Origin of the sequence: Bacillus sp. LJBS17 (assembly GCF_019334685.1) — a bacterium.
GTDB classification, from domain to species: Bacteria; Bacillota; Bacilli; order Bacillales; family Bacillaceae; genus Bacillus; species Bacillus subtilis.
The window spans coordinates 3767899-3789834 of sequence record NZ_CP079759.1; the positions used below are offsets into that span (position 1 = coordinate 3767899).

A 21936-nucleotide genomic window follows, 5' to 3' on the forward strand; every position below is an offset into this window, starting at 1 on the left:
TTCACCCCGTTTTTGCGTTCTTTCTTCCAATCTATGAGGCAAATCTATTTTTAGACCAGAGAATTAGGAAAAAAGGTCGGAAATCCATTCGACTAAAAAGAATTTCACTTCTGTGCCGTCTTCTTTTTCTTCGTTCTCTTCTTTTTTGGCTTTTTCCGCTTTAGCGGTTACGTCCTCAAGCACTTTTTCAGTCTGCTTTTTTGAGGCTTCTTTATCTTCTTGTTCTTTGACGGCTTCCCCGTTAGAAAAATCGAGAAAGCAGAGGGGCGGGAACAGCACACACCACCAGTTGGCGCCGTCTCCTTTTCCAAGCGTAATCAAAATCGCTTCATACTCACCAGCGGGATATACCATGTTGCCGTAAAGCTTTGTCGGAAACGAGATTTTGTCAAAATCAACGGATATCGACTGATTCGCTCCTTCTTTCTCCATTGTTTCCTTTGCAATTGCTTTGATTTCAGGCAGCTTTGAACGAATCACGCGACGCGCTTCTTCAATAGAAGTAATATCCTTTACCCAAGTTGTGATTTCTTTATTCACCGCGTCTCTTATATGACGTTTTAATTGCTGATCTTGGTCACTATCGCTGTTTGCCAATATTCTCAGACGAATCGCCTGATCCGGTATGACCACCGGCTGATTTTCCGATTTCTGTGCCGTCTCTTCTTTTGCCAGCCCTACGAGCGCTCCAGATAGTAAAAGAAAGATATATATACAAATGATTACTGTTTTTTTCATCGGTCCCCACCGTTCCTCTCCGTGCTTTGTTTCTAGCCCTATTATGGACAAGTAGAGCCAGGGGTAAACGTGCAGGGTGAAAAAAATCTAGCAAGCTGTTAATCTTATTTATGGTACGATAGTGTTTTAGGAGGTTTAAGATGAAATACAATTATACAGTGCTGTTATCAGCATTCACGATGTCCGTTCTTTATTCAGTAATTTATATTCATTCATTTATCATTGCCGCTCTCATCACAATGGCATTTTATTTTCTGTTTCCTTATTTGATCTTCGCACTGCCGCTTCAAATCATGATGAATAAAAAGCCGAAACGGTTCAGCCCTTTGTATCTGCTGTATTACCTTGTCGCTGCTTTTATTGCCAACGCGATCATTTTCGGCGTGCTTCAGCCTTCGGGACAATCTTTGTTTCAAAATACAGCCTTCTATCTTTTCGCTGTATTAACAGCTCTTATCTATTGGATATGGGACTCTGTTTTACTGCAAAAAAAGGAAGCCTAAGAGGCTTCCTTTTTTATTAAAACAAAATCGTCAGCAAATAACATAGAATGGAAGGTATCGCCGCAACAAAGAAAGCGGCCGCCATTTTCATGCGAGATGTACGGCCTTCTTTGGTTTCTGAATGGTAGTTTGCCCGCTGATCGCTTCCGCTTACAGCCAAACCCGATGTAATGATCGCGAGCCCCACTAAAACGAGAGACGCAACGCCAAAAATCGCTTCATATGAAAGAGCCTGCGGAAAAATGGTGCCAATCATGCTCTCAATCGCAATGAGCAGGATTCCTGCTGTCAGGGCCTTTTTCATGTTTACATCCCCTTTGCTGGTGTTAAACAGCTTGATCCATTCACTCGCCAGCAAGCTGCTTATTTATTTTTATGAATCAGAGCGCATATGGTTCTGTCTTTTCCATTAATATCTTTCAGCACTTCCACTTCCGCTCCCTTAAACGCCTTGAGGATCAGGTCTTTGACCGCCGCTCCCTGTTTCCACCCGATTTCAAAAACAACAAATACTTTATCCTTCATGACAAGCGGAATGTCTTCCATAAACCGCTTATAAAATTTCAGCCCGTCTCCGCCATCGGTGAGCGCGTGCAGCGGCTCATGAAAACGGACAATTTCCGATAGATCAGCCATTTCTTCCTCTGAAATATATGGCGGGTTTGAGACAATGATATCCGCTTTTTTTCCCGCCTTAATAAAAGGCTCAAGCAGATCGCCCTGATAAAAGCGCACATTTGCTCCGAGTTTTTCTGCATTGGCAGAGGCGACTTGCAGCGCCTCTTTCGAAATATCGACCGCCGACACAGAAAAGTTTTGGTTTTCAAGCGCAAGCGTGACGGCTATTGCGCCGCTCCCTGTACCAACGTCAACAACTTCGAGCTTGCCGTCTTCAGAAAAGACACTCCGATATTTTTCAAGCAAATGAAAGACAACTTCTTCAGTTTCCGGCCGCGGGATCAGCACATCATCATTCACCATAAATTCCCGTCCATAAAAAAACTCTTTTCCTATAATGTATTGAACCGGCACGCCCTCTTTATGCATCTCAACGTGACGCTTAAAGCGATACAGCTCGTCTTCACCAATCGGTTCCTGTAAGCTTGCGAGCAGTTTGCTTCTCTCCATTCCGGTATCATAAAGCAATAGGAGCTCGGCAGCATTTTCTTCTCTTCCCGCTTCGGTTAAATAAGAAGAAGCCCATTTCAGGGCTTCGAATATCGTCTTCATCTTAACCTTCCGACTGCTGAAGCTTGCTTGCCTGATCTTCAACAATCAGCGCTTCAACCACTTCGTCAAGTTTTCCTTCAAGAATCTGATCAAGCTTTTGAATCGTCAAACCGATTCTGTGATCCGTCACACGGTTTTGCGGGAAGTTGTATGTGCGGATACGTTCAGAGCGGTCACCAGATCCGACTGCTGATTTCCGTGTTTGATCATATTCAGCCTGGGCTTCCTGCTGAAATTTATCATAGATTCTGGCACGGAGAACCTTCATTGCTTTTTCTTTGTTCTTAATTTGAGATTTTTCATCCTGGCATGATACAACTACACCTGTCGGCAAGTGAGTCAGACGAACCGCAGACATTGTTGTGTTAACGCTTTGTCCGCCCGGTCCGCTTGAAGCAAACGTATCGACACGGATATCCTTCTCATGGATGTCAACCTCTACCTCTTCTGCCTCAGGAAGACATGCTACTGTTGCAGTGGATGTATGGATGCGTCCGCCTGATTCTGTTTCCGGAACACGCTGTACGCGGTGGGCTCCGTTTTCATATTTGAGTTTAGAATACGCGCCGCTTCCCGTAATCATAAAGATGATCTCTTTGTAGCCGCCTGTTCCGGTTACATTCGCTTCCATGACCTCTGTTTTCCAGCCCTGAAGCTCGGCATAACGGGAATACATTCTGTACAGGTTGCCCGCGAATAAAGCGGCTTCCTCGCCTCCCGCGGCTCCGCGGATCTCCATAATAACGTTTTTGTCATCATTAGGATCTTTCGGGATCAAGAGCACTTTCAGCCGTTCTGACAGTGTTTCCGTTTCCTTCTGAAGTTCAGAAATCTCTTCCTTCACCATGTCGCGCATCTCAGCGTCCAGCTTCTCTTCAAGCATCGCTTTTGCATCAGCCAGCTGTTCTGACGCATCTCTGTATTGTCTATATACGTCAACTGTTTCTTGTATATCAGATTGCTCTTTTGAATATTCTCTCAGCTTTTTCGGATCGTTGACTACTTCTGGATCGCTCAAAAGCTCATTTAATTTCTCGTATCGTTCTTCAATTGATTTTAAACGGTCTAACACGGTCTTCACCTCTGTTTTCCTGTGCGTAACATCCTCATTATAGTATAGTGATTAACCCCAGTCAAAAGCATTTCAATCCCAGCTGGAAAAGCCCCCTCTGCTATACTGGAATTCGAGGAGGGATGATGTTGCTGAAATCCATACATCATATTGCAATCATATGTTCAGATTACGAAAAGTCGAAAGCTTTCTACGTACATAAGCTTGGTTTTCAGGTGATTCAAGAAACGTACCGCGAAGAGCGCGGCTCCTATAAGCTTGATTTGTCGCTTAACGGCTCGTATGTCATTGAGCTGTTCTCGTTTCCCGATCCGCCCGAACGACAAACCCGGCCTGAAGCCGCAGGCCTGCGCCACCTCGCCTTTACAGTCAGCAGCTTGGATAAGGCGGTTCAGGAGCTTCATGAAAAAGGAATCGAAACAGAGCCAATCAGAACAGACCCGCTGACCGGCAAACGTTTCACCTTCTTTTTTGATCCTGACCAGCTTCCATTAGAACTGTATGAACAATAACAGTTTTTGAAGAAAAAAAGGAGATACCCACTTTCTTTGCCGAATCTTTTCTTGTTTTGTCTAACGGGAAGGGAACCTCATTCTATGGTCGAATACCTAGCTTAAAAGGAGGTATGGGATCATGAATACAAATATGGTAGCAAGTGAACTCGGCGTCTCCGCAAAAACGGTGCAGCGGTGGGTGAAGCAGCTGAATCTTCCGGCCGAACGCAATGAGCTCGGACACTATTCGTTCACGGCAGAAGACGTGAAGGTTCTAAAATCCGTTCAAAAACAAATCTCTGAAGGCACGGCGATTCAGGATATTCATCTGCCGAAAAGCGCTAAAAAGCGCACAGGCTTCCTTGTCCAAAAAACAAATAGCGACACAGAACGAAGAATCGAGCAGCTTGAACAAAAGCTGGACACCCTTTTACAGCAAAGGCAGGACGAAAGCGAATTGATGGCAAGGTTGTCGGAACTGGAACGCCAGCTGAAACAAAAAGCCGATGAAGGTGTATCTTACCAGCTGCTTCAGCACCGCAGAGAAATCGACGATATTCTTGCAGATCTGCAATCACTGACCTCACAAATGAAAGAATTCACCGCTCAGCCGATCCCCGAGACCGTTGCTGCTTCTGAAAAAAACAAAACAAGAAAAAAACCGCTGCTGTCACTGTTCAAATTTCAAACCTAAAGCAAAAAGCTCCCCGTAAAGGGAGCTTTTTTTGTTACGCAGTAAGCGCGATAATGATTGGAAGTGAAATCAATGACAGAATCGCACTGACCACAAACGCAGTTGCAGTTTCTTCTTCTTGTTTCTCGAAACGAGTCGCAATCATGGCTGCAACGGCAGAACCAGGGAATGCAACAAGAAGGATTGCTTTTGTTGTTTGGTCAGCCGGAAGTCCGATAGCAAGAGCAATCAAGAACATTAATGCAGGCTGAACCGCAACTTTTAGTAACGCAATACCGATAGCCGGCATACTGAGTTTAATTTTACGAATACCAACGGTAACACCGACAGCAAAGAGAGCAACACCAGATGTTGTGCTTCCAAGCTGATCAAGCATTTTAACACCCAGCTCAGGAAGAGTGAAATTGAAAACCAGCACTAAGATCATACTGATTAACGGAGCAGCTGCAAGCGGCTCACAAAGACCATGCAGGATTGATTTTCCTGTCATCTTCCAGAAGCTGTCGCCACTCTCTTCGTTTTTCTTAGAAGACTCACCAACAGTAGCGATAATGATCGCGAGCGGATCAAGAATCGCGTTAACCACGATACCTGTGACCGCGATCGGAATCGCAACTTCATTCGCTCCGAATAAGCTTCCCAATACCGGGATACCCATAAATGCGAATGTCGGCTGTGCAGAGTTCAAAGAAAATACAGATGAGTTCGTTAAATCATACTTGAAAATAAATCTGCAAACCAAAAGAATGATGATATAGAAACCAACAATCCCAATAATTAAAGAAATCATTAAAGGTACTTGTGATAAAAATTCACTTCTGGAAGTTGTCAAAATACCAGCGATAAAGTGAGCTGGAAGTGCGTATTTCGTTACTAACGTACTTACCCCTTTTGCCGACTTGGCATCATAACTTCCAAAATGTCCTGCAAACCAACCCAGCACGATAACAAAGAAGATCGGCGCCAGGAGGATTAAGATATCTAAGATGCTCAAAATATTCTCCTCCAAATCCTATGTCCGTATACTTTAGCTTTACAAAAAGCTTTCCCTCGGACAGAAAAATTTACTCGCTAATTATTTCGCGATGACTTTTTTGTATTCAGGTGTCCACATTGCATCAAGTACCGCTTGTTTCACATCTTCAGGCTGACGATTTGCCACGCCATCTTTAATTGCTGCTTCAGCAACGGCAATCGCAACTTGGATAGAAACCTCTTGAAGCTTATCAATGCTTGGAAGCAATCCTGCTCCAGGTGTTTCAAGATCAACCATTTCAGCAATCGCATCAGCAGTTGCAGCAAACATAGCAGGTGTAATGATACGCGCTTCAGCTACAATTGAACCAAGTCCAAGGCCAGGGAACGCGAATGCGTTGTTAGATTGTCCGATTTCATAAGAAACACCGTTGTATTCTACATTGTCAAATGGGCTTCCTGTTGCAATAAGCACTTTTCCGTCAGTCCATTTGAACAGATCTTCAGGAACAGCTTCAGCAAGGTGAGTCGGGTTAGACATCGGCATGATAACCGGACGGTCTACGTGAGATGCCATTTCTTTTACAATTTCCTCTGTGAATGCACCTGAAACCCCTGAAGTACCAATCAAGATCGTTGGTTTCGCTTGACGAACAACTTCATCGAATGGAATTTGACCTTTTTCATCGCGCTTCCAGTCTTTCACTTCATCCGCATTGCGAAGGTAAGGTTTTTGGAAATCAAGGATGCCTTCGATGTCTTCAGTCAGCAAGCCTCTGTAATCAAGTGTGTAGAAACGTTTGTTAGCTTCTTCTTCAGATAATCCGGCTAGCACCATTGTGTCACGGATTTGGTCAGCAATACCGATACCAGCAGAACCAGCACCGAAGATAACAACACGCTGATCTTTAATAGAAGCGCCGGTTTTCTTCATAGCGGCAAGCACACCTGCAAGTGTAATCGCGCCAGTACCTTGAATATCATCATTAAATGTCAGGATTTCATGATTGTATTTTTTCATGATGTTGCGTGCATTTTTGTTGCCAAGGTCTTCCCAGTGAAGAAGCGCTTTAGGGAAGAATTTCAATGCAGCTTTTACATAAGCGTCAATGAAAGCTTCGTAGCGTTCACCTTGAACACGTTCATGCTTGTTACCAATATATAAAGGATCGTTTAGAAGTTTTTCGTTGTTCGTACCGACATCAAGCACAACCGGGATAACACGGCTAGGGTCAATACCAGCTGCAGCAGTGTAAACAGCCAATTTACCGATTGCGATATTAATACCGCCTACACCCCAGTCACCGATACCGAGAATGCTTTCGGAGTCAGTAGCAACGATAAGATCAATATCGCCTGCTGTAGCATGAAGGTTTTCAAACGCTTTTTCAATACCGTCAATGTTATCGATTGACAAGTAGATTCCTTGAGGTCTTCTATATTCATGGCTGTATTCCTGAATCGCTTCACCAACTGTTGGCGTGTACACAACAGGAAGCATTTCGCGAAGATGGTTTTTCAGCAATTTATAGAAAAGAACTTCGTTACGGTTTGCAAGATCACTTAAGTAAACATTTTGACGAAGGCGGTCAGGCTGCGCTTGGAATTGCTCGTACGCGCGTTGTGCTTGTTGATCAAGAGAAAGTACAGTTGGCGGCAGAAGCCCTTCTAAGCCGAGTTCTTGTCTTTCTTCTAGTGAAAAAGCAACGCCTTTATTTAAAGTAGGAATAGATAAAACTTCTTTTCCTCTAAGAGTTGTTTCTAAGTGGCCTTCTTTCGTTTTTTTTATGTTATTCAAGCAAATCTCCTTCTTTCTTGAAATAGTTAACCAAGTTAAGTAATAACCCATCTAAAATATGACCGATCATGATCTTTATGCGACTTTGTGACAATTATTCGAACAATGTCTCAAAACTATTTACATTACGTAAGCTATTGTATGCCTGTCAAAATCAAAATTCAAGGGAAGAAAATTACTTAATTTTTTAATATACTTATTTAAATTTTTTAATTGCATATTATCAGAATATAAAAAAAACACCGGTGTTTTTAGCCGGTGCATTCTATCTTTATACCCATGTTTTGGACTATTTTTTAGATTTACCTGGGACTTCGTGATGATGTCTGCATCTTGCTTCATATGATTCAGATGCACCAACCAAAATGACCGGATCATCGTAAGAAGCAGGTTTGCCGTCAATGAGGCGCTGTGTTCTGCTCGCCGGTGATCCGCAAACAGAACAGACGGCTTGCAGCTTTGTCACACTTTCCGCAATCGCCATGATATTCGGGACGACACCGAACGGCTCTCCCCTAAAATCCATATCAAGGCCTGCTGCTATCACACGGTAGCCTTTATCGGCAAGAGATGATAAAACCTCAACAATTTCCTGATCAAAAAACTGCACTTCATCAACCGCAATCACATCTGTACTTTCACTGATGTGATCCCAAATGTCCGCAGCAGACGAAATGGCATAGCTCGTCATCGATGTTCCATTATGGGAGACAACAGCAGCTTCGCTGTATCGGTTATCAATTACAGGCTTAAATACCCTGACTTCCTGCTTGGCATAAGTTGCTCTCTTCACTCTTCTGATCAGCTCTTCAGATTTCCCCGAGAACATGCTGCCGCAAATCAGCTCAAGCCACCCGCTTTGTTTCATTATGTACATAGGCTTCGCTCCCCTCTCTCTGCCAGCTGTGTTTTAGACAATATAAAAAACAGGCAAGACTGCTGCTTGCCTGTTGAGAAATCTATTATTACTTAAGACCGTATTTTTTGTTAAAGCGATCAACACGACCATCAGCAGAAGCGAATTTTTGACGGCCAGTGTAGAATGGGTGGCATTCAGAGCAAATCTCAACGCGTACCTCTTCTTTTACTGAGCCTGTTTCAAATTCATTTCCGCAAGCGCATTTAACTGTTGCTTTTTTGAAATTAGGATGAATTCCTGCTTTCATTGTATCCATCTCCTTCCGCCCTGAATCCCGTGTGGAAACAGAGTTATTATTTCGGAGCATTGTCCGAAACGCATATGAGAAAATTATATCAGTGATTTACTTCTTTTGCAAATACAATTTACCTTCTTGCAGATGATAGATTTGCCTGTTTCCATTCTTGATTGAGAATATCGAAAAATTCCTGGTTTGTTTTGGTTTTTTTCATTTTTCTCATGAACTTTTCTGCGAAATCAGGTGAATCAGACATCGTTTTGCGGATAGACCATAAACGATCAAGATGCTCTTTAGGCACAAGCAGCTCTTCTTTGCGCGTTCCTGAACGGCGGATATCGATGGCAGGGAAGATGCGGCGCTCGGCAAGAGAGCGGTCAAGATGGAGCTCCATGTTGCCTGTTCCCTTGAATTCTTCATAAATGACATCATCCATACGTGAACCTGTATCAACCAGAGCCGTAGCAAGGATGGTTAAGCTGCCGCCCTCTTCGATATTTCTCGCAGCCCCAAAGAAGCGTTTCGGACGGTGGAACGCCGCTGGGTCAATCCCCCCGGAAAGCGTTCTTCCACTTGGCGGAATCACTAAGTTGTAGGCGCGGGCAAGCCGTGTGATGCTGTCCATCAGGATAATGACGTCTTTTTTGTGTTCCACGAGACGCATCGCACGTTCAAGCACAAGCTCGGCCACTTTGATATGGTTTTCCGGCACTTCATCAAACGTTGAGCTGACGACATCCCCAGCTACAGAGCGCTCGATATCGGTTACTTCCTCAGGTCTCTCGTCAATTAAAAGCACGATCAGCTCTGCTTCAGGCTGGTTCGCTGTAATGCTGTTGGCAATTTCCTTCAGCAGCATCGTTTTTCCGGCTTTCGGCGGCGCAACAATCAATCCGCGCTGTCCAAATCCAACCGGCGCCATCATGTCCATAATTCTTGTAGACAAGAAGTTCGGCTTTGTTTCAAGCACCATTTGACGATCCGGATAAAGTGGCGTAAGAGCCGGGAAATGCACACGCTCTTTTGCAGATTCGGGATCATCCCCATTTACTGCTTCAACGTGCAAAAGTCCATAGTAGCGCTCATTTTCTTTTGGCGGGCGAACCTTGCCTGATACTTTGTCTCCGTTCCGCAAATCAAAACGGCGGATTTGTGAAGCTGAGATGTAAATGTCTTCTGAGCTTGGAGAGTAGTTGATCGGTCTCAGGAAGCCGAAACCTTCAGACTGGATGATCTCAAGAACGCCTTCCATAAACAGCAGATCTTCTTGTTCTGCATTCGCTTTCAGAATGGCGAAAATGAGTTCTTTTTTTGTCAGTTTGCTGTAATAGGAGATTTTATAATGTCTTGCAAGTTCATAAAGCTCTTTCAATTTCATATTTTCCAAAGAGGAAATAGATACGTCTTTCATAAAAACACCACGCTTTTCATAGTCAATATCTTACTCTGAACATGTCATCTGCTGCTTTTGCACAACATCCGCCAAAGCACATTCTTTTTTTAACATAAAGGAACTTCTATCGGTAACACTTCCACCCATGATCGGCGCTTTTGTTAAAAGGATTGTCTTAATGAGTTTTGAAGGAAGCGAGGACAAAAACATGAGAAGATCAATACTTATATCGTCTGTATGCGGTAGAAATTGAAACTTTCCTAGTGCTTAAAAGAAGGTATTACGCAGTAAAATTCGCAGCACTCTTTATTTTTACCTTATTTCAAAAAATTATTCAACTGAAATAAGGTTTTGACACGGAATTGATAGAGTTGACGCTTTTCTGCAAAAGTTAAAGCGGGCTCACACCCGCTTTTTCTGTTTGTTATGGACGGATTACAAGATTTGGTTTCTTTTTCAAGCTGTGTCTGCCGTCAACGAAACGAACAGTGCCTGATTTTGCACGGATAACTAAGCTTTCAGTTGTACCGACAGAGCCTTTGAATTGAACTCCTTTTAACAGCTCGCCGTCAGTAACCCCTGTAGCTGCAAAAATCGCGTCATCACCCTTCACAAGGTCTTCCATGCGAAGCACTTTGCTTAAATCAAGGCCCATTTTGTGACAGCGAGTGATTTCTTCTTCGCTTTGCGGAAGAAGTTTACCAATGATTTCTCCGCCGAGTGCTTTTAGCGCAACAGCGGAAAGCACACCCTCGGGAGCGCCGCCTGATCCGAACAGGATATCAACGCCCGTGTGGTCGAAAGCCGTGTTGATGGCACCTGCGACATCTCCGTCATTGATCAATTTGATTCTGGCGCCGGCCTCACGAAGCTCGGAAATGATTTTTGCGTGTCTTTCACGGTTTAAAATTGTGGCAACGACGTCCTCAACGTCCTTGTTTTTCGCTTTTGCCACCGCTTTAAGGTTGTCAATGACAGGTGCTTCGATGTCAATGCAGCCCACCGCTTCCGGACCGACTGCGATTTTTTGCATATACATGTCAGGAGCATTCAGAAGCGTGCCGTGGTCTGCGACCGCGATCACCGTCAGCGCGTTCCAGCCGCCGCTTGCTAAGATGTTTGTGCCTTCAAGAGGGTCAACTGCGACATCCACGCGAGGGCCGTACCCGTTTCCGAGCTTTTCCCCGATATACAGCATTGGCGCTTCGTCCATTTCCCCTTCACCGATTACAACGGTCCCTTTCATCGGCACTGTATCAAAAACGTCTCTCATTGCACTTGTTGCCGCTTCATCAGCCTCATCTTTTTTTCCCCGGCCCATCCATCTTGCTGATGCCAATGCCGCAGCCTCGGTTACACGTACCAATTCCATTGATAAACTTCTTTCCATTTCAACACGATCTCCTCTCACAAGAAACCATTATGAATTTTGAAGCTGTTCTATTTCTTCGTCAGTCATTCTTTCACGCCAAATTGTCGCTCCAAGCCCCTCAAGCTTCTTCTCAAGGCTGCTGTATCCGCGGTCAATATGCTCCAGTCCCGTAATTTCCGTGACGCCATCAGCCATTAGTCCGGCTACCACCAAGCAGGCTCCGGCACGCAGATCACTCGCCTTCACTTTTGCGCCTTGAAGCTCGACAGGACCTGTGATGATGGCAGATCTGCCTTCTACTTTCATATTGGCACCCATTCGTCTCAGCTCATCAATGTGCTTGAATCTTGCCGAATAGATGGTGTCTGTGACGACACTCGTCCCTTTCGCCCTTGTCAGGAGCGCCGTCATCGGCTGCTGTAAATCAGTCGGAAACCCCGGGTATACGAGGGTTTTGACGTCAACCGGCTTTAAGTTCTTCTGCCCGCCGACAATGAGGAGCTGGTCGTCGCTTGTTTCGATATGATAGCCCATTTCTCTCAGCTTTGCCGTTAACGACTCAAGATGAGTGGGGATGACGTTATCGATAATGACTTCCTTGCCCATTGCAGCCCCTGCAATCATAAATGTCCCGGCTTCAATTCTGTCCGGAATGATCGTATGCTTGCAGCCGTGCAGTTCCTTCACGCCGTCGATTCGAATCACATTGGTACCCGCACCTTTGATTTTGGCGCCCATGCTGGTAAGCAATGTCGCGACGTCAATGATCTCAGGCTCCTTGGCAGCGTTTTCGATGATCGTTTTCCCTTCTGCCAAAACAGCGGCGAGCATAATGTTAATCGTTGCCCCAACGCTTACGACATCTAAATAAATCCTTGCGCCTCTCAGCCTTTCAGCTCGCAAATAAATGGCGCCTTGTTCATTGGTTACTTCAGCTCCGAGTGCTTCAAAGCCTTTGATATGCTGATCAATCGGACGGGGCCCTAAGTGACAGCCGCCAGGCAATCCAATGACCGCCTGCTTGAAGCGGCCGAGCATCGCCCCCATTAAATAATATGACGCGCGAAGCTTTTTTACTTTCCCGTTAGGAAGCGGCATGCTGATCATCGACGTAGGGTCAACAACCATTTCCCCATTCTCAAAATGCACGTTGCCGCCGATTTCCTTTAACAGGTCACGCAGCGTTTCAATATCTGAAATCTCTGGAAGCCCTTCAATTGTCACCTCGGAATTTGCCAAAATGGTTGCAGGTATTAACGCAACAGCGCTGTTTTTAGCGCCGCTGATATGTACTGTACCGTTTAACGAGTCACCGCCGGCAATATTCAACTTTTCCATGATAGTCTCCTTCCATAAGAAGATAGCTGCGGAGCTAAATAAAATGTCATTTTATTCTGTCTCTGCAAATAAAGCTCATGTCCAAAATCTAGCCAATTCGAAGAGAAAGAATACAACACATTGTAAAATATCAGGAAGAAAATAGCGAAGCTTTGGGGGGTACAGGTTTCAAAAGATGCACAGAGACCCGCCGGCTCGAGAGACATCGTCGTCATCCGGCAAAAGCAGTACGCATACCCTTCATTCCGATATCAGCTTCTGCAGCCCAATGATTCCTTCTCTGTAAAGCGGCGTCAGCATCTGAAGATCCGCTGTATCAGGTCGGTGAAATACAAAGGCCGCGGCAAACAGGCATAAAGCTGTTTGCCGCCCCTTTCATTATTTGTTCCAGTCTGCCAGGAATTGTTCGATTCCTTTGTCTGTTAATGGGTGCTTCGTGAGCGCATGAATGACTTTCAGCGGCATTGTGCCGATATGAGCCCCTCTAAGAGCAGCTTCTGTCACGTGCTGCGGATGGCGGATTGACGCTGCAATGATTTGCGTGTCAAGGCCGTGAATGTCAAAAATCTGTTTAACTTCTGAAATCAAGTCAAGCCCGTTGTGGCCGATGTCATCTAAACGTCCCAGGAATGGAGATACATATGTTGCCCCCGCTCTGGCAGCAAGAAGCGCCTGGTTGGCATTGAAGATCAATGTAACGTTTGTTTTGATGCCTAAGTCAGTAAGTGCTCTTACCGCTTTTAAACCGTCAGACGTCATTGGGATTTTCACCGTAATGTTCGGAGCGATCTTCGCCAGTTCTTTTCCTTCCTCGATCATTTCCTCAGCTTTCAAAGAAATAACCTCTGCGCTTACAGACCCTTTCACGACGTCTGTGATCTCGCGAAGACGGTCGTGGAATGATACGTTAGCTTCCTTTGCTACTAAACTAGGATTCGTCGTTACACCGGCGAGAATTCCTAATTCATTCGCTTCTCTAATTTCATCGATATTGGCTGTATCAACAAAGAATAACATTTTCAAAAAGCCTCCCTGATTAAGAAATTTTCTGAACTGTGAATATGATTGCGCTTTCTAAAGATAGACGGAAAACCGCCTGTCAAGCTGTCAGGCGGCTATAAAAAGTTCCAATTGAATTAAGCTTGGTTTGAAGAACCAAATTCACGCATTTTACCGATAACTGTTTCTTTGATCGCTTCACGAGCTGGTCCAAGGTATTTACGTGGATCGTACTCGTCAGGCTTAGCTGCCAATGTTTCGCGAACAGCTTTTGCAGAAGAAATTTGGTTTTCAGTATTCACGTTGATTTTAGCTGTACCAAGTGAAATTGATTTTTTGATGTCAGCAGTCGGAATTCCAGTACCGCCGTGAAGAACTAGCGGAAGACCAGTTGATTTTCCGATCTCTTCCATTTCTTTGAAACCAAGGTTTGGCTCACCTTTGTAAGGGCCGTGAACAGAACCTAATGCAGGTGCAAGGCAGTCGATGCCAGTGCGCTCAACAAGCTCTTGGCACTCTTTAGGATCAGCGTAGATTACGCCTTCAGCGATAACGTCATCTTCTTGTCCGCCTACTGTTCCAAGCTCAGCTTCTACAGATACTCCGTGGAAATGAGCAAGCTCAACAACTTTAGCAGTTGTTGCTACGTTTTCTTCAAATGGATGGTGAGAAGCGTCGATCATTACAGATGTGAAACCTGCATGAATCGCTTTCGCACAAGATTCAAAGCTTGAACCATGGTCTAAGTGAATCGCAACAGGAACTGTCACTTTGTACTCTTCCATAAGTGCTTTTACCATAGCAACGACTGTTTTGAAGCCGCCCATGTAGCGTCCCGCACCTTCGGAAACACCAAGGATCACTGGAGATTTTTCTTCTTCAGCTGCTTGTAAAATCGCTTGAGTAAACTCAAGGTTGTTTAAGTTAAATTGTCCTACAGCGTACCCTTTTTCTTTAGCTGTATTCAACATTTCCGTCATAGAAACTAAAGGCATGTCGAATGTCCTCCTTATGTAGCCTGATTGTCTTCTAGCGAAAAAAGCTTTCCACCCTAGCATGACCCATATATTGCTGTCATATGTAAATACTCAGATCGCTTTTTCTCCATAACTAGGATACCAACTTTTCGACAAATCGGCAACATAATGACATGATTCATTTGTTTCTTCTTTTTGTCAGTTAGACTTCAGGGGCAGATATTTTTTGACGGCGTCTCTGATTTCGTCGATGTCAAACGGCTTGGCAAAGTGCGTCAGAGCGCCCAATTCCTTCGATTCCTGGATCATGTCGAGCTCTCCGTATGCCGTCATGATAATGACCCGGATGTTTTCGTCAATGACCTTCATCCGTTTTAAGATTTCGATTCCGTCCATGCCGGGAATTTTCATGTCCAAAAGCACAAGGTCGGGCCGTTCTTTTGTCACAATGTCAAGCGCCTGCAGGCCGTTCGCAGCCTGAAACGTCTGGTAGCCTTCTTTATTGAACACTTCATTTAGCAAAATACGAATGCCGTATTGATCATCAACGATTAAAATTTTTTCATTCATCATTTTACACCCCAATATTATGATTTTCGTCAAAAGTAAGCAGTATTGTATGTATTCTGTTTGATTTTCCTATTTCCTTTAATTATAATAGTCTACTTTACGACATTTTCTGAGCATTTTCTCTTTTGTTGTATACTGATATTGTACGTTATAAAGGAGGATTCACTTATGTTGAAAATATTCACGACGCAGTTAACAGGTATTTTTTCCCGCATTCAGGATAAGGAATCTGACGCGATTGAAGATGGGGCGCGGCTGCTTGCTCAAGCGGTGATCAGCGGGCATTCCATTTATTTATACGGAGCAAATGAGCTGCAGGGCGTCTTTTTTGAGGCCACTGAAAGCAAAGAACCCTTCCCATCTGTCAAAGCCTTTCCAGAAAGCGCTGAGGAAGTGACAGAAAGCGACAGGGTGCTGATGTTTTGCTCAGGGACGGGCACAGCCGAAGAACAGGCGCTCGCAAAAGAGCTTTATGAAAAAGGTGCGGGAGTCGTATGCGTATCGCCCGCAGCCAAAGACAGTGCGGGAATAGAACAGTATTGTGATGTGCATATTGATTCTAAATTAAAAATGCCGCTTGTTCCGGATGAAGACGGCACCCGTTACGGGTTTCCCTCTTTAATGACAGCACTGTATGTCTATCACGCTTTATCGTTTACACTAAAAGAAATTCTGCAAGAGTATGCATAATATCTTATTGTACATGCTGGAACTTGCCGGAAACAAATAAAAAAGACTTGCCCGCTTTTGACAAACGGCAAGTCTTTTTTATTACTTCTGATTTGCAGCTTCGACAGACGCTCCGATAAAGCCTTTGAATAGAGGCTGAGGTCTTGTCGGTCTTGACTTGAACTCTGGGTGGAACTGAGAAGCCACGAACCAAGGGTGGTCTTTCAGCTCGATGATTTCAACAAGGCGTCCATCAGGGCTTGTGCCTGAGAATACGAAGCCTTGCTCTTCCATTTGCTGTCTGAATTCATTGTTAAACTCATAGCGGTGGCGGTGGCGCTCGTACACCACTTCATCCTGATACACTTCAAAGGCTTTCGTGCCTTCTTCAAGCTTACAAGGGTAAAGGCCGAGACGAAGCGTTCCCCCGAGATCCTCCACATCCTTTTGTTCAGGAAGAAGATCAATGATCGGGTATTGAGTTGACGGATCAATTTCCGCTGAGTGGGCGCCTTTTAAGCCCAATACGTTTCGTGCGTATTCAATAGACGCCACCTGCATGCCCAAGCAAATGCCCAAGAACGGAATGTTGTTTTCGCGCGCGTATTTTGTCGCGACGATTTTACCTTCAACACCGCGGTCTCCGAATCCGCCCGGCACAATGATGCCGTCTGTTCCGCTTGTGAGTTCTGCGATATTGTTTTCTGTCACTTCTTCCGCGTTGATCCATTTCACTTTTACATCTGCGTCAAACGCATAGCCCGCATGGCGGAGAGACTCGACAACAGAAATGTAAGCGTCAGGAAGCTCAACGTATTTGCCGACAAGGCCGATTGTAATCGTTTGAGACAGGTTGCTGACTTTGTTAACAAGCTCTTTCCATTCGGACATTTCCGCTTCTTTGCATGCCAATTTCATGTGCTCGCAAACAAGCTTATCAAGCCCTTGTTTTTGAAGCTCCAGCGGAATGGAGTAAAGGTTGTCCGCATCTTCACATTCAATAACCGCTTTTGTATCGATGTCGCAGAAAAGCGCGATTTTATCTTTCATATCTTGAGAAATCGGCATTTCTGTACGAACGACGATGATGTTTGGCTGAATGCCCAAGCTGCGTAATTCTTTTACGCTGTGCTGTGTCGGTTTTGTTTTTAATTCACCAGCAGCTTTAATGTAAGGTACGAGCGTACAGTGGATGTACATTACGTTTTCACGGCCGATGTCGCTCTTCATTTGGCGGATCGCTTCAAGGAATGGCAGTGATTCGATGTCTCCGACAGTACCGCCGATTTCTGTAATGACAACATCTGCGTTTGTCTCTTTCCCTGCGCGGTAAACACGGTCTTTCAATTCGTTTGTGATGTGCGGAATGACCTGTACGGTTCCGCCAAGGTAATCTCCGCGGCGTTCTTTTTTAAGAACTGTTGAATAGATTTTACCTGTTGTCACGTTGCTGAATTTATTCAGGTTAATGTCGATAAAACGCTCATAGTGGCCAAGGTCCAAGTCTGTTTCAGCGCCGTCATCCGTTACGAATACTTCACCGTGCTGGTACGGGCTCATTGTTCCCGGGTCAACGTTGATGTATGGATCGAATTTCTGAATCGTCACGTTCAGTCCGCGGTTTTTCAGCAAACGCCCTAATGAAGCTGCTACAATACCCTTTCCAAGTGAGGATACAACTCCCCCGGTTACAAAAATATATTTCGTCATTTCGTTTGCTCCTCTCTTCGCTCTTAGCTACATTTTTAAAATGTACTATTTTATAAAAAATCATTTAGCCTTTTAAATGATTTATAAGAAAAATGAGGGGTGAAAATAAGAAAGCTCCCTTTCAATTTCTTGAAAGGGAGCATAACGTACTATGTTCTCTCTTCGTTTTTGAAGAGCCCAAAATACATACTACATAGTTCGACTATGAAAGTCAAGATCGTTTTGAAGATGAAATCTGATACTATTTAATTTCCTCTTCTTCATCATCATAGTCTTCATCATCTTCATCAATAATATCTTCTTCGATCTCAAGATCATCGTCGTCTTCATCAAGATCTTCATCGTCAAAATCGTCGGCTTCAAGATCGAGTTCTTCCTCAACTTCATCCAAATCAAGGTCGTCTTCGTCGATCTCTTCAAACTCGTCAAGATCAAGATCTTCTTCGACTGCTTTCTTCGCTTTTTTCTTTTTCGCCTTGACTGTCGGCTGAGTTTCTTCATCAAGCTGATCATACGGATACCAGCTGCGAAGCCCCCACGTCTGGTCAGAAAGCGCCAGGAAGCGGCCGTCAATGTTTAAATCTGTATAAAATTGAGCGATGCGGTCTCCAAGCTCTTCTTTTTTCACGCCGAGCAAAGATGCGATTTCATTTAAAAGCTCCTGAAAAGGAACTGGTTTTTTATGTTCTTCAAATAATTCGTGAGCGATTTCAACTAAAGCCATTTCCTTTAGCTCTTCCTGTGAATATTGTTTGATACCCAAGGTCGGACACTCCCTTTCTATTACTTATATGTATCTGTTTTATCAATAATGAAAGCGATTTTGTATCGTTCTTATACAAACCATACCTCTCATTATAAACAAAATAAAACAGAATATGCTACCCTTAACAGCGTTAATTTAAATAATTTTACAAGAGTGATCCGACTGAGAGATGTTTTCCGTTAATCCGCGAGCATTCTGGAGATGACCAGTCTTTGAATTTCTTGAGTGCCTTCATAGATTTGCGTGATTTTTGCATCACGCATATAGCGTTCTACCGGATAATCTTTTGTATAGCCGTAGCCGCCGAAAATCTGCACGGCTTCGGTCGTTACCTTCATCGCCGTATCCCCAGCCATCAGTTTGGACATGGCGGAAGCTTTTCCATATGGAAGGCCCGATGATTCTAACCATGCAGCCTGATAGGTCAGTAGCCTTGAAGCTTCTATCATTGTCGCCATATCCGCGAGTTTAAAAGCGATGCCCTGCTGCTCGGCGATCGATTTTCCGAATTGCTTTCGCTCTTTTGCATATTGAAGCGCCGCATCAAGCGCTCCTTGGGCGATGCCTACAGCTTGTGCAGCTATGCCGTTTCTGCCTCCGTCAAGCGTCTTCATCGCGATTTTGAAGCCTTCTCCTTCTTCTCCGAGACGCTTTGATGCGGGCACTACACAATCTTCGAACATGATTTCCGTTGTCGGTGAAGAACGGATGCCCAGCTTCTTTTCTTTCTTGCCTGTAAAAAATCCTTCAAAATCCTTTTCTACTATAAAAGCGGTAATGCCTTTTTTCTTTTTCTCGGGATCGGTGACGGCAAAAACAATGTAAATATCAGCAACGCCGCCGTTTGTGATAAACACTTTGGAACCATTTAACACATAGTCATCGCCGATTCGTTCAGCAGTTGTTTTCATGCTGCCGGCGTCAGAGCCAGACCCTGCTTCGGTCAAAGCGAATGCGCCGATTTTCTCTCCGAGGGCCAGCTGTGTTAAGTACTCTGTCTTCTGTTCCTCTGTCCCAAAGGCAAACAGCGGCCAGCTGCAAAGAGAGATATGGGCGGAAAGCGTCACACCGGTGGAGGCGCACACTTTTGACAGCTCCTCCACCGCGATGATGTAGGCCAAATAGTCACTTCCGATTCCGCCGTAATCTTCAGGCCACGGAATTCCCGTCAGCCCCAGATTTGCCATTTCCCGAAACAGCTCGCGATCGAAGCGTTCTTGTTCGTCCCGTTCTGCTGCTGTCGGGGCCACCTCATGCTTCGCAAAATCGCGCACCAATTTTCGTATCATCTCATGTTCTTCTGATAATGAAAAATTCATTGCTTCTCCCCCATTTTCAGATCAGCGCCTAAAACGGATTGAGCCAGAAGCTCGACGACGTCGTACGTTTTGACTTGGTCTTCGGCTTCCTTCGCCTTTGTGCCGTCCCCAAGCATTGTGAGACAATACGGACAGCCAGAACTGATCACCGATGGGTTGACTGCGAGCGCTTGCTCTGTCCTGGCGACGTTAATCCTGTTGCCTGTTTCTTCCTCCATCCACATTAATCCCCCGCCGGCTCCGCAACACATGCCGGTTTCCCGGTTTCTCTCCATTTCAACAAGCTGCACGCCCGGAATGGCTTTCAAAATCTCTCTCGGCGGATCATAGACTTCATTGTACCGGCCCAAATAGCACGAATCATGGAAGGTAATCGTCTCATGAAGCGGGTGCTGCGGTCTTAATTTTCCGTTTTTCACAAGCTCGGCCAGCACTTCTGTATGATGATAAACCTCGCCTTCAAATCCGAAATCCGGATATTCGTTTTTAAATAAATTGTATGCATGGGGATCGATCGTAACGATTTTTTTGACATCATTTTTTTCAAATTCAGAAATATTCTTCTCAGCCAGCTCTTGGAACAAAAATTCATTTCCGAGGCGGCGCGGCGTGTCTCCTGAATTTTTTTCTTTATTGCCGAGGATCGCGAAGGACACGCCCGCGTGATTGAGCAGCTTGGCAAAGGAAATTGCGATTTTCTGGCTTCTGTTGTCGTAAGACCCCATGGCGCCTACCCAGAAAAGGTACTCAAATTCTTTTCCTTCTTTTTTCATTTCTTTTACAGTCGGAATCTCAGCATCCGGCGCCTCGTCACGCCAATTTTCACGTTCCTTGCGGTTGAGTCCCCACGGATTCCCCTGCCGCTCAATACTTGTCATTGCGCGCTGGGCGTCACTGTCCATTTTTCCTTCTGTCAGTACGAGGTAGCGGCGGAGATCGATGATTTTATCCACGTGCTCATTCATGACCGGGCATTGATCCTCACAGTTCCGGCAAGTGGTGCATGCCCAAATTTCTTCCTCTGTGATGACGTCGCCGATCAAGCTTGGATTGTAATCAAGCGCCGCTGCGGCTTCCTGCGATCCGCTGCCCGCTGACGCCGCAGCCAGCTGATTGCCTCTCGTATGCCGAAACGCTGCTGCGGGCACCCATGGGGAGCGCGAGGTGACGGCAGCGCCTTTTTCCGTGAGATGGTCTCTGAGACGCAAAATCAAGTCCATCGGAGAAAGCATTTTTCCGGTGCCTGTTGCAGGACACATATTGGTACAGCGGCCGCACTCGACACACGCATATAGATCAAGCAGCTGAGACTGTCTGAAATCCTCAATTTTTCCCGCTCCGTAGCTTTCTTTCGTTTCGTCGGTAAAATCAATTTTTTCAAGTTTTCCGGCAGATTCCATTCGATTGAAAAAGACGTTTGCCGGGCCGGCGATTAAATGGGCATGCTTCGACTGAGGCACGTACACTAAAAAGCTAAGCAAGAACAGAAGATGGATCCACCAAGCGATATAGAAAATCACCGCCGCGCCTGTTTTCCCGACACCGCTAAGCATAAACGCAATACCTGAGGCAATTGGCTCGCTCCAAGAAAGCCCATGCTCATGCCAAATCAGATTCATCCCGTTCCCAAGCAGAACGGTCAGCATTAATCCTCCGATAAAAATGAGAACGAGTCCGGCTTTGAAACCGCGTTTCAGCCTCACGAGCTTTTCGATATAACGTCTGTAGAATGCCCACCCAACAGCAATTAAAATGAGAAACGTAACAATTTCCTGAAAAAAGGTGAAGGCGGGATAGACAGGGCCAAGCGGCAGATTTCGGCCGGGAGCCAGTCCTTTGATGATAAAGTCAATTGCTCCGAACTGAACCAATATAAATCCGTAGAAAAACATGACGTGAATGATTCCGCTTTTCTTGTCCTTGAGCAGTTTTTTCTGTCCGAATACATTCGCCCATATGGCGTGAAGCCGTTCCTTGAACCGTTGATCAAATTGTTCTTTCTGGCCGAGCTTGATGTAGGCCAGTCTTGTTTTGACCAAGTACACAAACAAATAGACAGCGTAAGCGGTTACAATCAGAAATAATAATGCATTTGCGATGAGAAAGCCGCTCATTCCAATTCCCCCTTTTTACTGATAAAGACCGCGATCCCCTACCCCCGA

The 21936-nt window shown here is 45.0% G+C and carries 23 protein-coding genes; 4 read left to right on the forward strand and 19 right to left on the reverse strand.

From position 1 onward, the window contains the following. Positions 1-63: 63 nt before the first annotated feature. The gene (spoIIR, locus tag KXZ66_RS19500; RefSeq protein ID WP_015714872.1) at positions 64-738 is read right to left on the reverse strand and encodes a stage II sporulation protein R; all 675 of its coding nucleotides are present in this window, start codon (positions 736-738) and stop codon (positions 64-66) included. Between the two features lie 140 nt (positions 739-878). On the opposite strand from spoIIR, the gene KXZ66_RS19505 reads away from it, so the two are divergent. Next, entirely contained in the window at positions 879-1241 is a 363-nt protein-coding gene (locus KXZ66_RS19505) for a UPF0715 family protein (protein WP_014665730.1), read from the forward strand. A 16-nt stretch (positions 1242-1257) separates the two neighbouring features. Here the strand turns inward: KXZ66_RS19505 and KXZ66_RS19510 are convergent, their stop codons facing one another. Genes KXZ66_RS19510 through prfA form a run of 3 tightly spaced genes read right to left on the reverse strand, consistent with a single transcriptional unit; the run spans position 1258 to position 3543 of the window. After that, the gene (locus KXZ66_RS19510; protein WP_003244050.1) at positions 1258-1545 is read right to left on the reverse strand and encodes a DUF5316 family protein; all 288 of its coding nucleotides are present in this window, start codon (positions 1543-1545) and stop codon (positions 1258-1260) included. A 59-nt stretch (positions 1546-1604) separates the two neighbouring features. Continuing rightward, on the reverse strand, positions 1605-2471 hold the full coding sequence (gene prmC, locus KXZ66_RS19515) for a peptide chain release factor N(5)-glutamine methyltransferase (protein WP_041850424.1): 867 nt from the start codon (positions 2469-2471) through the stop codon (positions 1605-1607). Between the two features lies 1 nt (position 2472). Further along, positions 2473-3543 carry a peptide chain release factor 1 gene (gene prfA / locus KXZ66_RS19520; RefSeq protein ID WP_003227645.1) on the reverse strand — a complete coding sequence of 357 codons (1071 nt, stop codon included), beginning with the start codon at positions 3541-3543 and terminating at the stop codon, positions 2473-2475. Between the two features lie 125 nt (positions 3544-3668). On the opposite strand from prfA, the gene KXZ66_RS19525 reads away from it, so the two are divergent. Further along, positions 3669-4055 carry an SMU1112c/YaeR family gloxylase I-like metalloprotein gene (locus KXZ66_RS19525; protein ID WP_021480816.1) on the forward strand — a complete coding sequence of 129 codons (387 nt, stop codon included), beginning with the start codon at positions 3669-3671 and terminating at the stop codon, positions 4053-4055. Positions 4056-4176: 121 nt separating this feature from the next. Beyond that, positions 4177-4731: a chromosome-anchoring protein RacA gene (gene racA / locus KXZ66_RS19530; RefSeq protein ID WP_219144700.1), complete on the forward strand. Its 555-nt coding sequence runs from the start codon at positions 4177-4179 to the stop codon at positions 4729-4731. A 34-nt stretch (positions 4732-4765) separates the two neighbouring features. Here the strand turns inward: racA and KXZ66_RS19535 are convergent, their stop codons facing one another. From KXZ66_RS19535 to spo0F, 11 genes are all read right to left on the reverse strand, one after another. Continuing rightward, positions 4766-5725, reverse strand: a complete 960-nt coding sequence (locus KXZ66_RS19535; protein WP_003242497.1) for an AEC family transporter — start codon at positions 5723-5725, stop codon at positions 4766-4768. A gap of 81 nt (positions 5726-5806) precedes the next feature. Beyond that, positions 5807-7504: an oxaloacetate-decarboxylating malate dehydrogenase gene (malS, locus tag KXZ66_RS19540; protein WP_003244309.1), complete on the reverse strand. Its 1698-nt coding sequence runs from the start codon at positions 7502-7504 to the stop codon at positions 5807-5809. 289 nt (positions 7505-7793) lie between these two features. After that, the gene (locus KXZ66_RS19545; RefSeq protein WP_014478269.1) at positions 7794-8381 is read right to left on the reverse strand and encodes a thymidine kinase; all 588 of its coding nucleotides are present in this window, start codon (positions 8379-8381) and stop codon (positions 7794-7796) included. A gap of 88 nt (positions 8382-8469) precedes the next feature. After that, positions 8470-8670: a 50S ribosomal protein L31 gene (rpmE, locus tag KXZ66_RS19550; protein ID WP_003151132.1), complete on the reverse strand. Its 201-nt coding sequence runs from the start codon at positions 8668-8670 to the stop codon at positions 8470-8472. 118 nt (positions 8671-8788) lie between these two features. Further along, a complete protein-coding gene (rho, locus tag KXZ66_RS19555; RefSeq protein WP_003221939.1) occupies positions 8789-10072 on the reverse strand; it encodes a transcription termination factor Rho in 1284 nt (427 codons plus the stop codon). A 30-nt stretch (positions 10073-10102) separates the two neighbouring features. After that, on the reverse strand, positions 10103-10264 hold the full coding sequence (locus KXZ66_RS19560; protein WP_003227632.1) for a hypothetical protein: 162 nt from the start codon (positions 10262-10264) through the stop codon (positions 10103-10105). Positions 10265-10478: 214 nt separating this feature from the next. Then, positions 10479-11444 (reverse strand): class II fructose-bisphosphatase, encoded by a 966-nt coding sequence (glpX, locus tag KXZ66_RS19565; protein ID WP_003242962.1) that lies wholly within the window; start codon positions 11442-11444, stop codon positions 10479-10481. A 30-nt stretch (positions 11445-11474) separates the two neighbouring features. Beyond that, positions 11475-12764, reverse strand: coding sequence for a UDP-N-acetylglucosamine 1-carboxyvinyltransferase (locus KXZ66_RS19570; RefSeq protein WP_003227628.1), 1290 nt, complete (start codon positions 12762-12764; stop codon positions 11475-11477). Between the two features lie 378 nt (positions 12765-13142). Next, entirely contained in the window at positions 13143-13781 is a 639-nt protein-coding gene (fsa, locus tag KXZ66_RS19575; RefSeq protein ID WP_003227626.1) for a fructose-6-phosphate aldolase, read from the reverse strand. Between the two features lie 119 nt (positions 13782-13900). Next, on the reverse strand, positions 13901-14758 hold the full coding sequence (locus KXZ66_RS19580; RefSeq protein WP_003243339.1) for a class II fructose-bisphosphate aldolase: 858 nt from the start codon (positions 14756-14758) through the stop codon (positions 13901-13903). A gap of 180 nt (positions 14759-14938) precedes the next feature. Beyond that, positions 14939-15313, reverse strand: coding sequence for a sporulation initiation phosphotransferase Spo0F (gene spo0F, locus KXZ66_RS19585; RefSeq protein WP_003227621.1), 375 nt, complete (start codon positions 15311-15313; stop codon positions 14939-14941). Positions 15314-15478: 165 nt separating this feature from the next. Between spo0F and KXZ66_RS19590 the strand changes: the two genes are divergently transcribed. Further along, positions 15479-16000, forward strand: a complete 522-nt coding sequence (locus tag KXZ66_RS19590) for a DUF2529 domain-containing protein (RefSeq protein WP_014481199.1) — start codon at positions 15479-15481, stop codon at positions 15998-16000. 81 nt (positions 16001-16081) lie between these two features. On the opposite strand, the gene pyrG is transcribed toward KXZ66_RS19590, so the two are convergent. The 4 genes from pyrG to KXZ66_RS19610 form a co-directional block, all read right to left on the reverse strand. Beyond that, positions 16082-17689 carry a glutamine hydrolyzing CTP synthase gene (pyrG, locus tag KXZ66_RS19595; protein ID WP_021480821.1) on the reverse strand — a complete coding sequence of 536 codons (1608 nt, stop codon included), beginning with the start codon at positions 17687-17689 and terminating at the stop codon, positions 16082-16084. A gap of 241 nt (positions 17690-17930) precedes the next feature. Then, entirely contained in the window at positions 17931-18452 is a 522-nt protein-coding gene (gene rpoE / locus KXZ66_RS19600) for a DNA-directed RNA polymerase subunit delta (RefSeq protein WP_003227609.1), read from the reverse strand. 182 nt (positions 18453-18634) lie between these two features. Further along, positions 18635-19774: an acyl-CoA dehydrogenase AcdA gene (gene acdA, locus KXZ66_RS19605; protein WP_103804133.1), complete on the reverse strand. Its 1140-nt coding sequence runs from the start codon at positions 19772-19774 to the stop codon at positions 18635-18637. Continuing rightward, complete coding sequence (locus KXZ66_RS19610) at positions 19771-21888, reverse strand: heterodisulfide reductase-related iron-sulfur binding cluster (protein ID WP_219144701.1); 2118 nt, start codon at positions 21886-21888, stop codon at positions 19771-19773. Before KXZ66_RS19610 ends, acdA begins: the two co-directional genes overlap by 4 nt. Positions 21889-21936: the final 48 nt, after the last annotated feature.

What these genes read in the sequence shown, in the direction of transcription:
- spoIIR (WP_015714872.1), bottom strand. Translation starts at nt 738, where the DNA reads ATGAAAAAAACAGTAATCATTTGTATATATATCTTTCTTTTACTATCT.
- KXZ66_RS19505 (WP_014665730.1), top strand. Translation starts at nt 879, where the DNA reads ATGAAATACAATTATACAGTGCTGTTATCAGCATTCACGATGTCCGTT.
- KXZ66_RS19510 (WP_003244050.1), bottom strand. Translation starts at nt 1,545, where the DNA reads ATGAAAAAGGCCCTGACAGCAGGAATCCTGCTCATTGCGATTGAGAGC.
- prmC (WP_041850424.1), bottom strand. Translation starts at nt 2,471, where the DNA reads ATGAAGACGATATTCGAAGCCCTGAAATGGGCTTCTTCTTATTTAACC.
- KXZ66_RS19525 (WP_021480816.1), top strand. Translation starts at nt 3,669, where the DNA reads ATGTTGCTGAAATCCATACATCATATTGCAATCATATGTTCAGATTAC.
- racA (WP_219144700.1), top strand. Translation starts at nt 4,177, where the DNA reads ATGAATACAAATATGGTAGCAAGTGAACTCGGCGTCTCCGCAAAAACG.
- KXZ66_RS19545 (WP_014478269.1), bottom strand. Translation starts at nt 8,381, where the DNA reads ATGTACATAATGAAACAAAGCGGGTGGCTTGAGCTGATTTGCGGCAGC.
- rpmE (WP_003151132.1), bottom strand. Translation starts at nt 8,670, where the DNA reads ATGAAAGCAGGAATTCATCCTAATTTCAAAAAAGCAACAGTTAAATGC.
- rho (WP_003221939.1), bottom strand. Translation starts at nt 10,072, where the DNA reads ATGAAAGACGTATCTATTTCCTCTTTGGAAAATATGAAATTGAAAGAG.
- KXZ66_RS19560 (WP_003227632.1), bottom strand. Translation starts at nt 10,264, where the DNA reads ATGTTTTTGTCCTCGCTTCCTTCAAAACTCATTAAGACAATCCTTTTA.
- glpX (WP_003242962.1), bottom strand. Translation starts at nt 11,444, where the DNA reads ATGGAAAGAAGTTTATCAATGGAATTGGTACGTGTAACCGAGGCTGCG.
- KXZ66_RS19570 (WP_003227628.1), bottom strand. Translation starts at nt 12,764, where the DNA reads ATGGAAAAGTTGAATATTGCCGGCGGTGACTCGTTAAACGGTACAGTA.
- fsa (WP_003227626.1), bottom strand. Translation starts at nt 13,781, where the DNA reads ATGTTATTCTTTGTTGATACAGCCAATATCGATGAAATTAGAGAAGCG.
- KXZ66_RS19580 (WP_003243339.1), bottom strand. Translation starts at nt 14,758, where the DNA reads ATGCCTTTAGTTTCTATGACGGAAATGTTGAATACAGCTAAAGAAAAA.
- spo0F (WP_003227621.1), bottom strand. Translation starts at nt 15,313, where the DNA reads ATGATGAATGAAAAAATTTTAATCGTTGATGATCAATACGGCATTCGT.
- KXZ66_RS19590 (WP_014481199.1), top strand. Translation starts at nt 15,479, where the DNA reads ATGTTGAAAATATTCACGACGCAGTTAACAGGTATTTTTTCCCGCATT.
- pyrG (WP_021480821.1), bottom strand. Translation starts at nt 17,689, where the DNA reads ATGACGAAATATATTTTTGTAACCGGGGGAGTTGTATCCTCACTTGGA.
- acdA (WP_103804133.1), bottom strand. Translation starts at nt 19,774, where the DNA reads ATGAATTTTTCATTATCAGAAGAACATGAGATGATACGAAAATTGGTG.
- KXZ66_RS19610 (WP_219144701.1), bottom strand. Translation starts at nt 21,888, where the DNA reads ATGAGCGGCTTTCTCATCGCAAATGCATTATTATTTCTGATTGTAACC.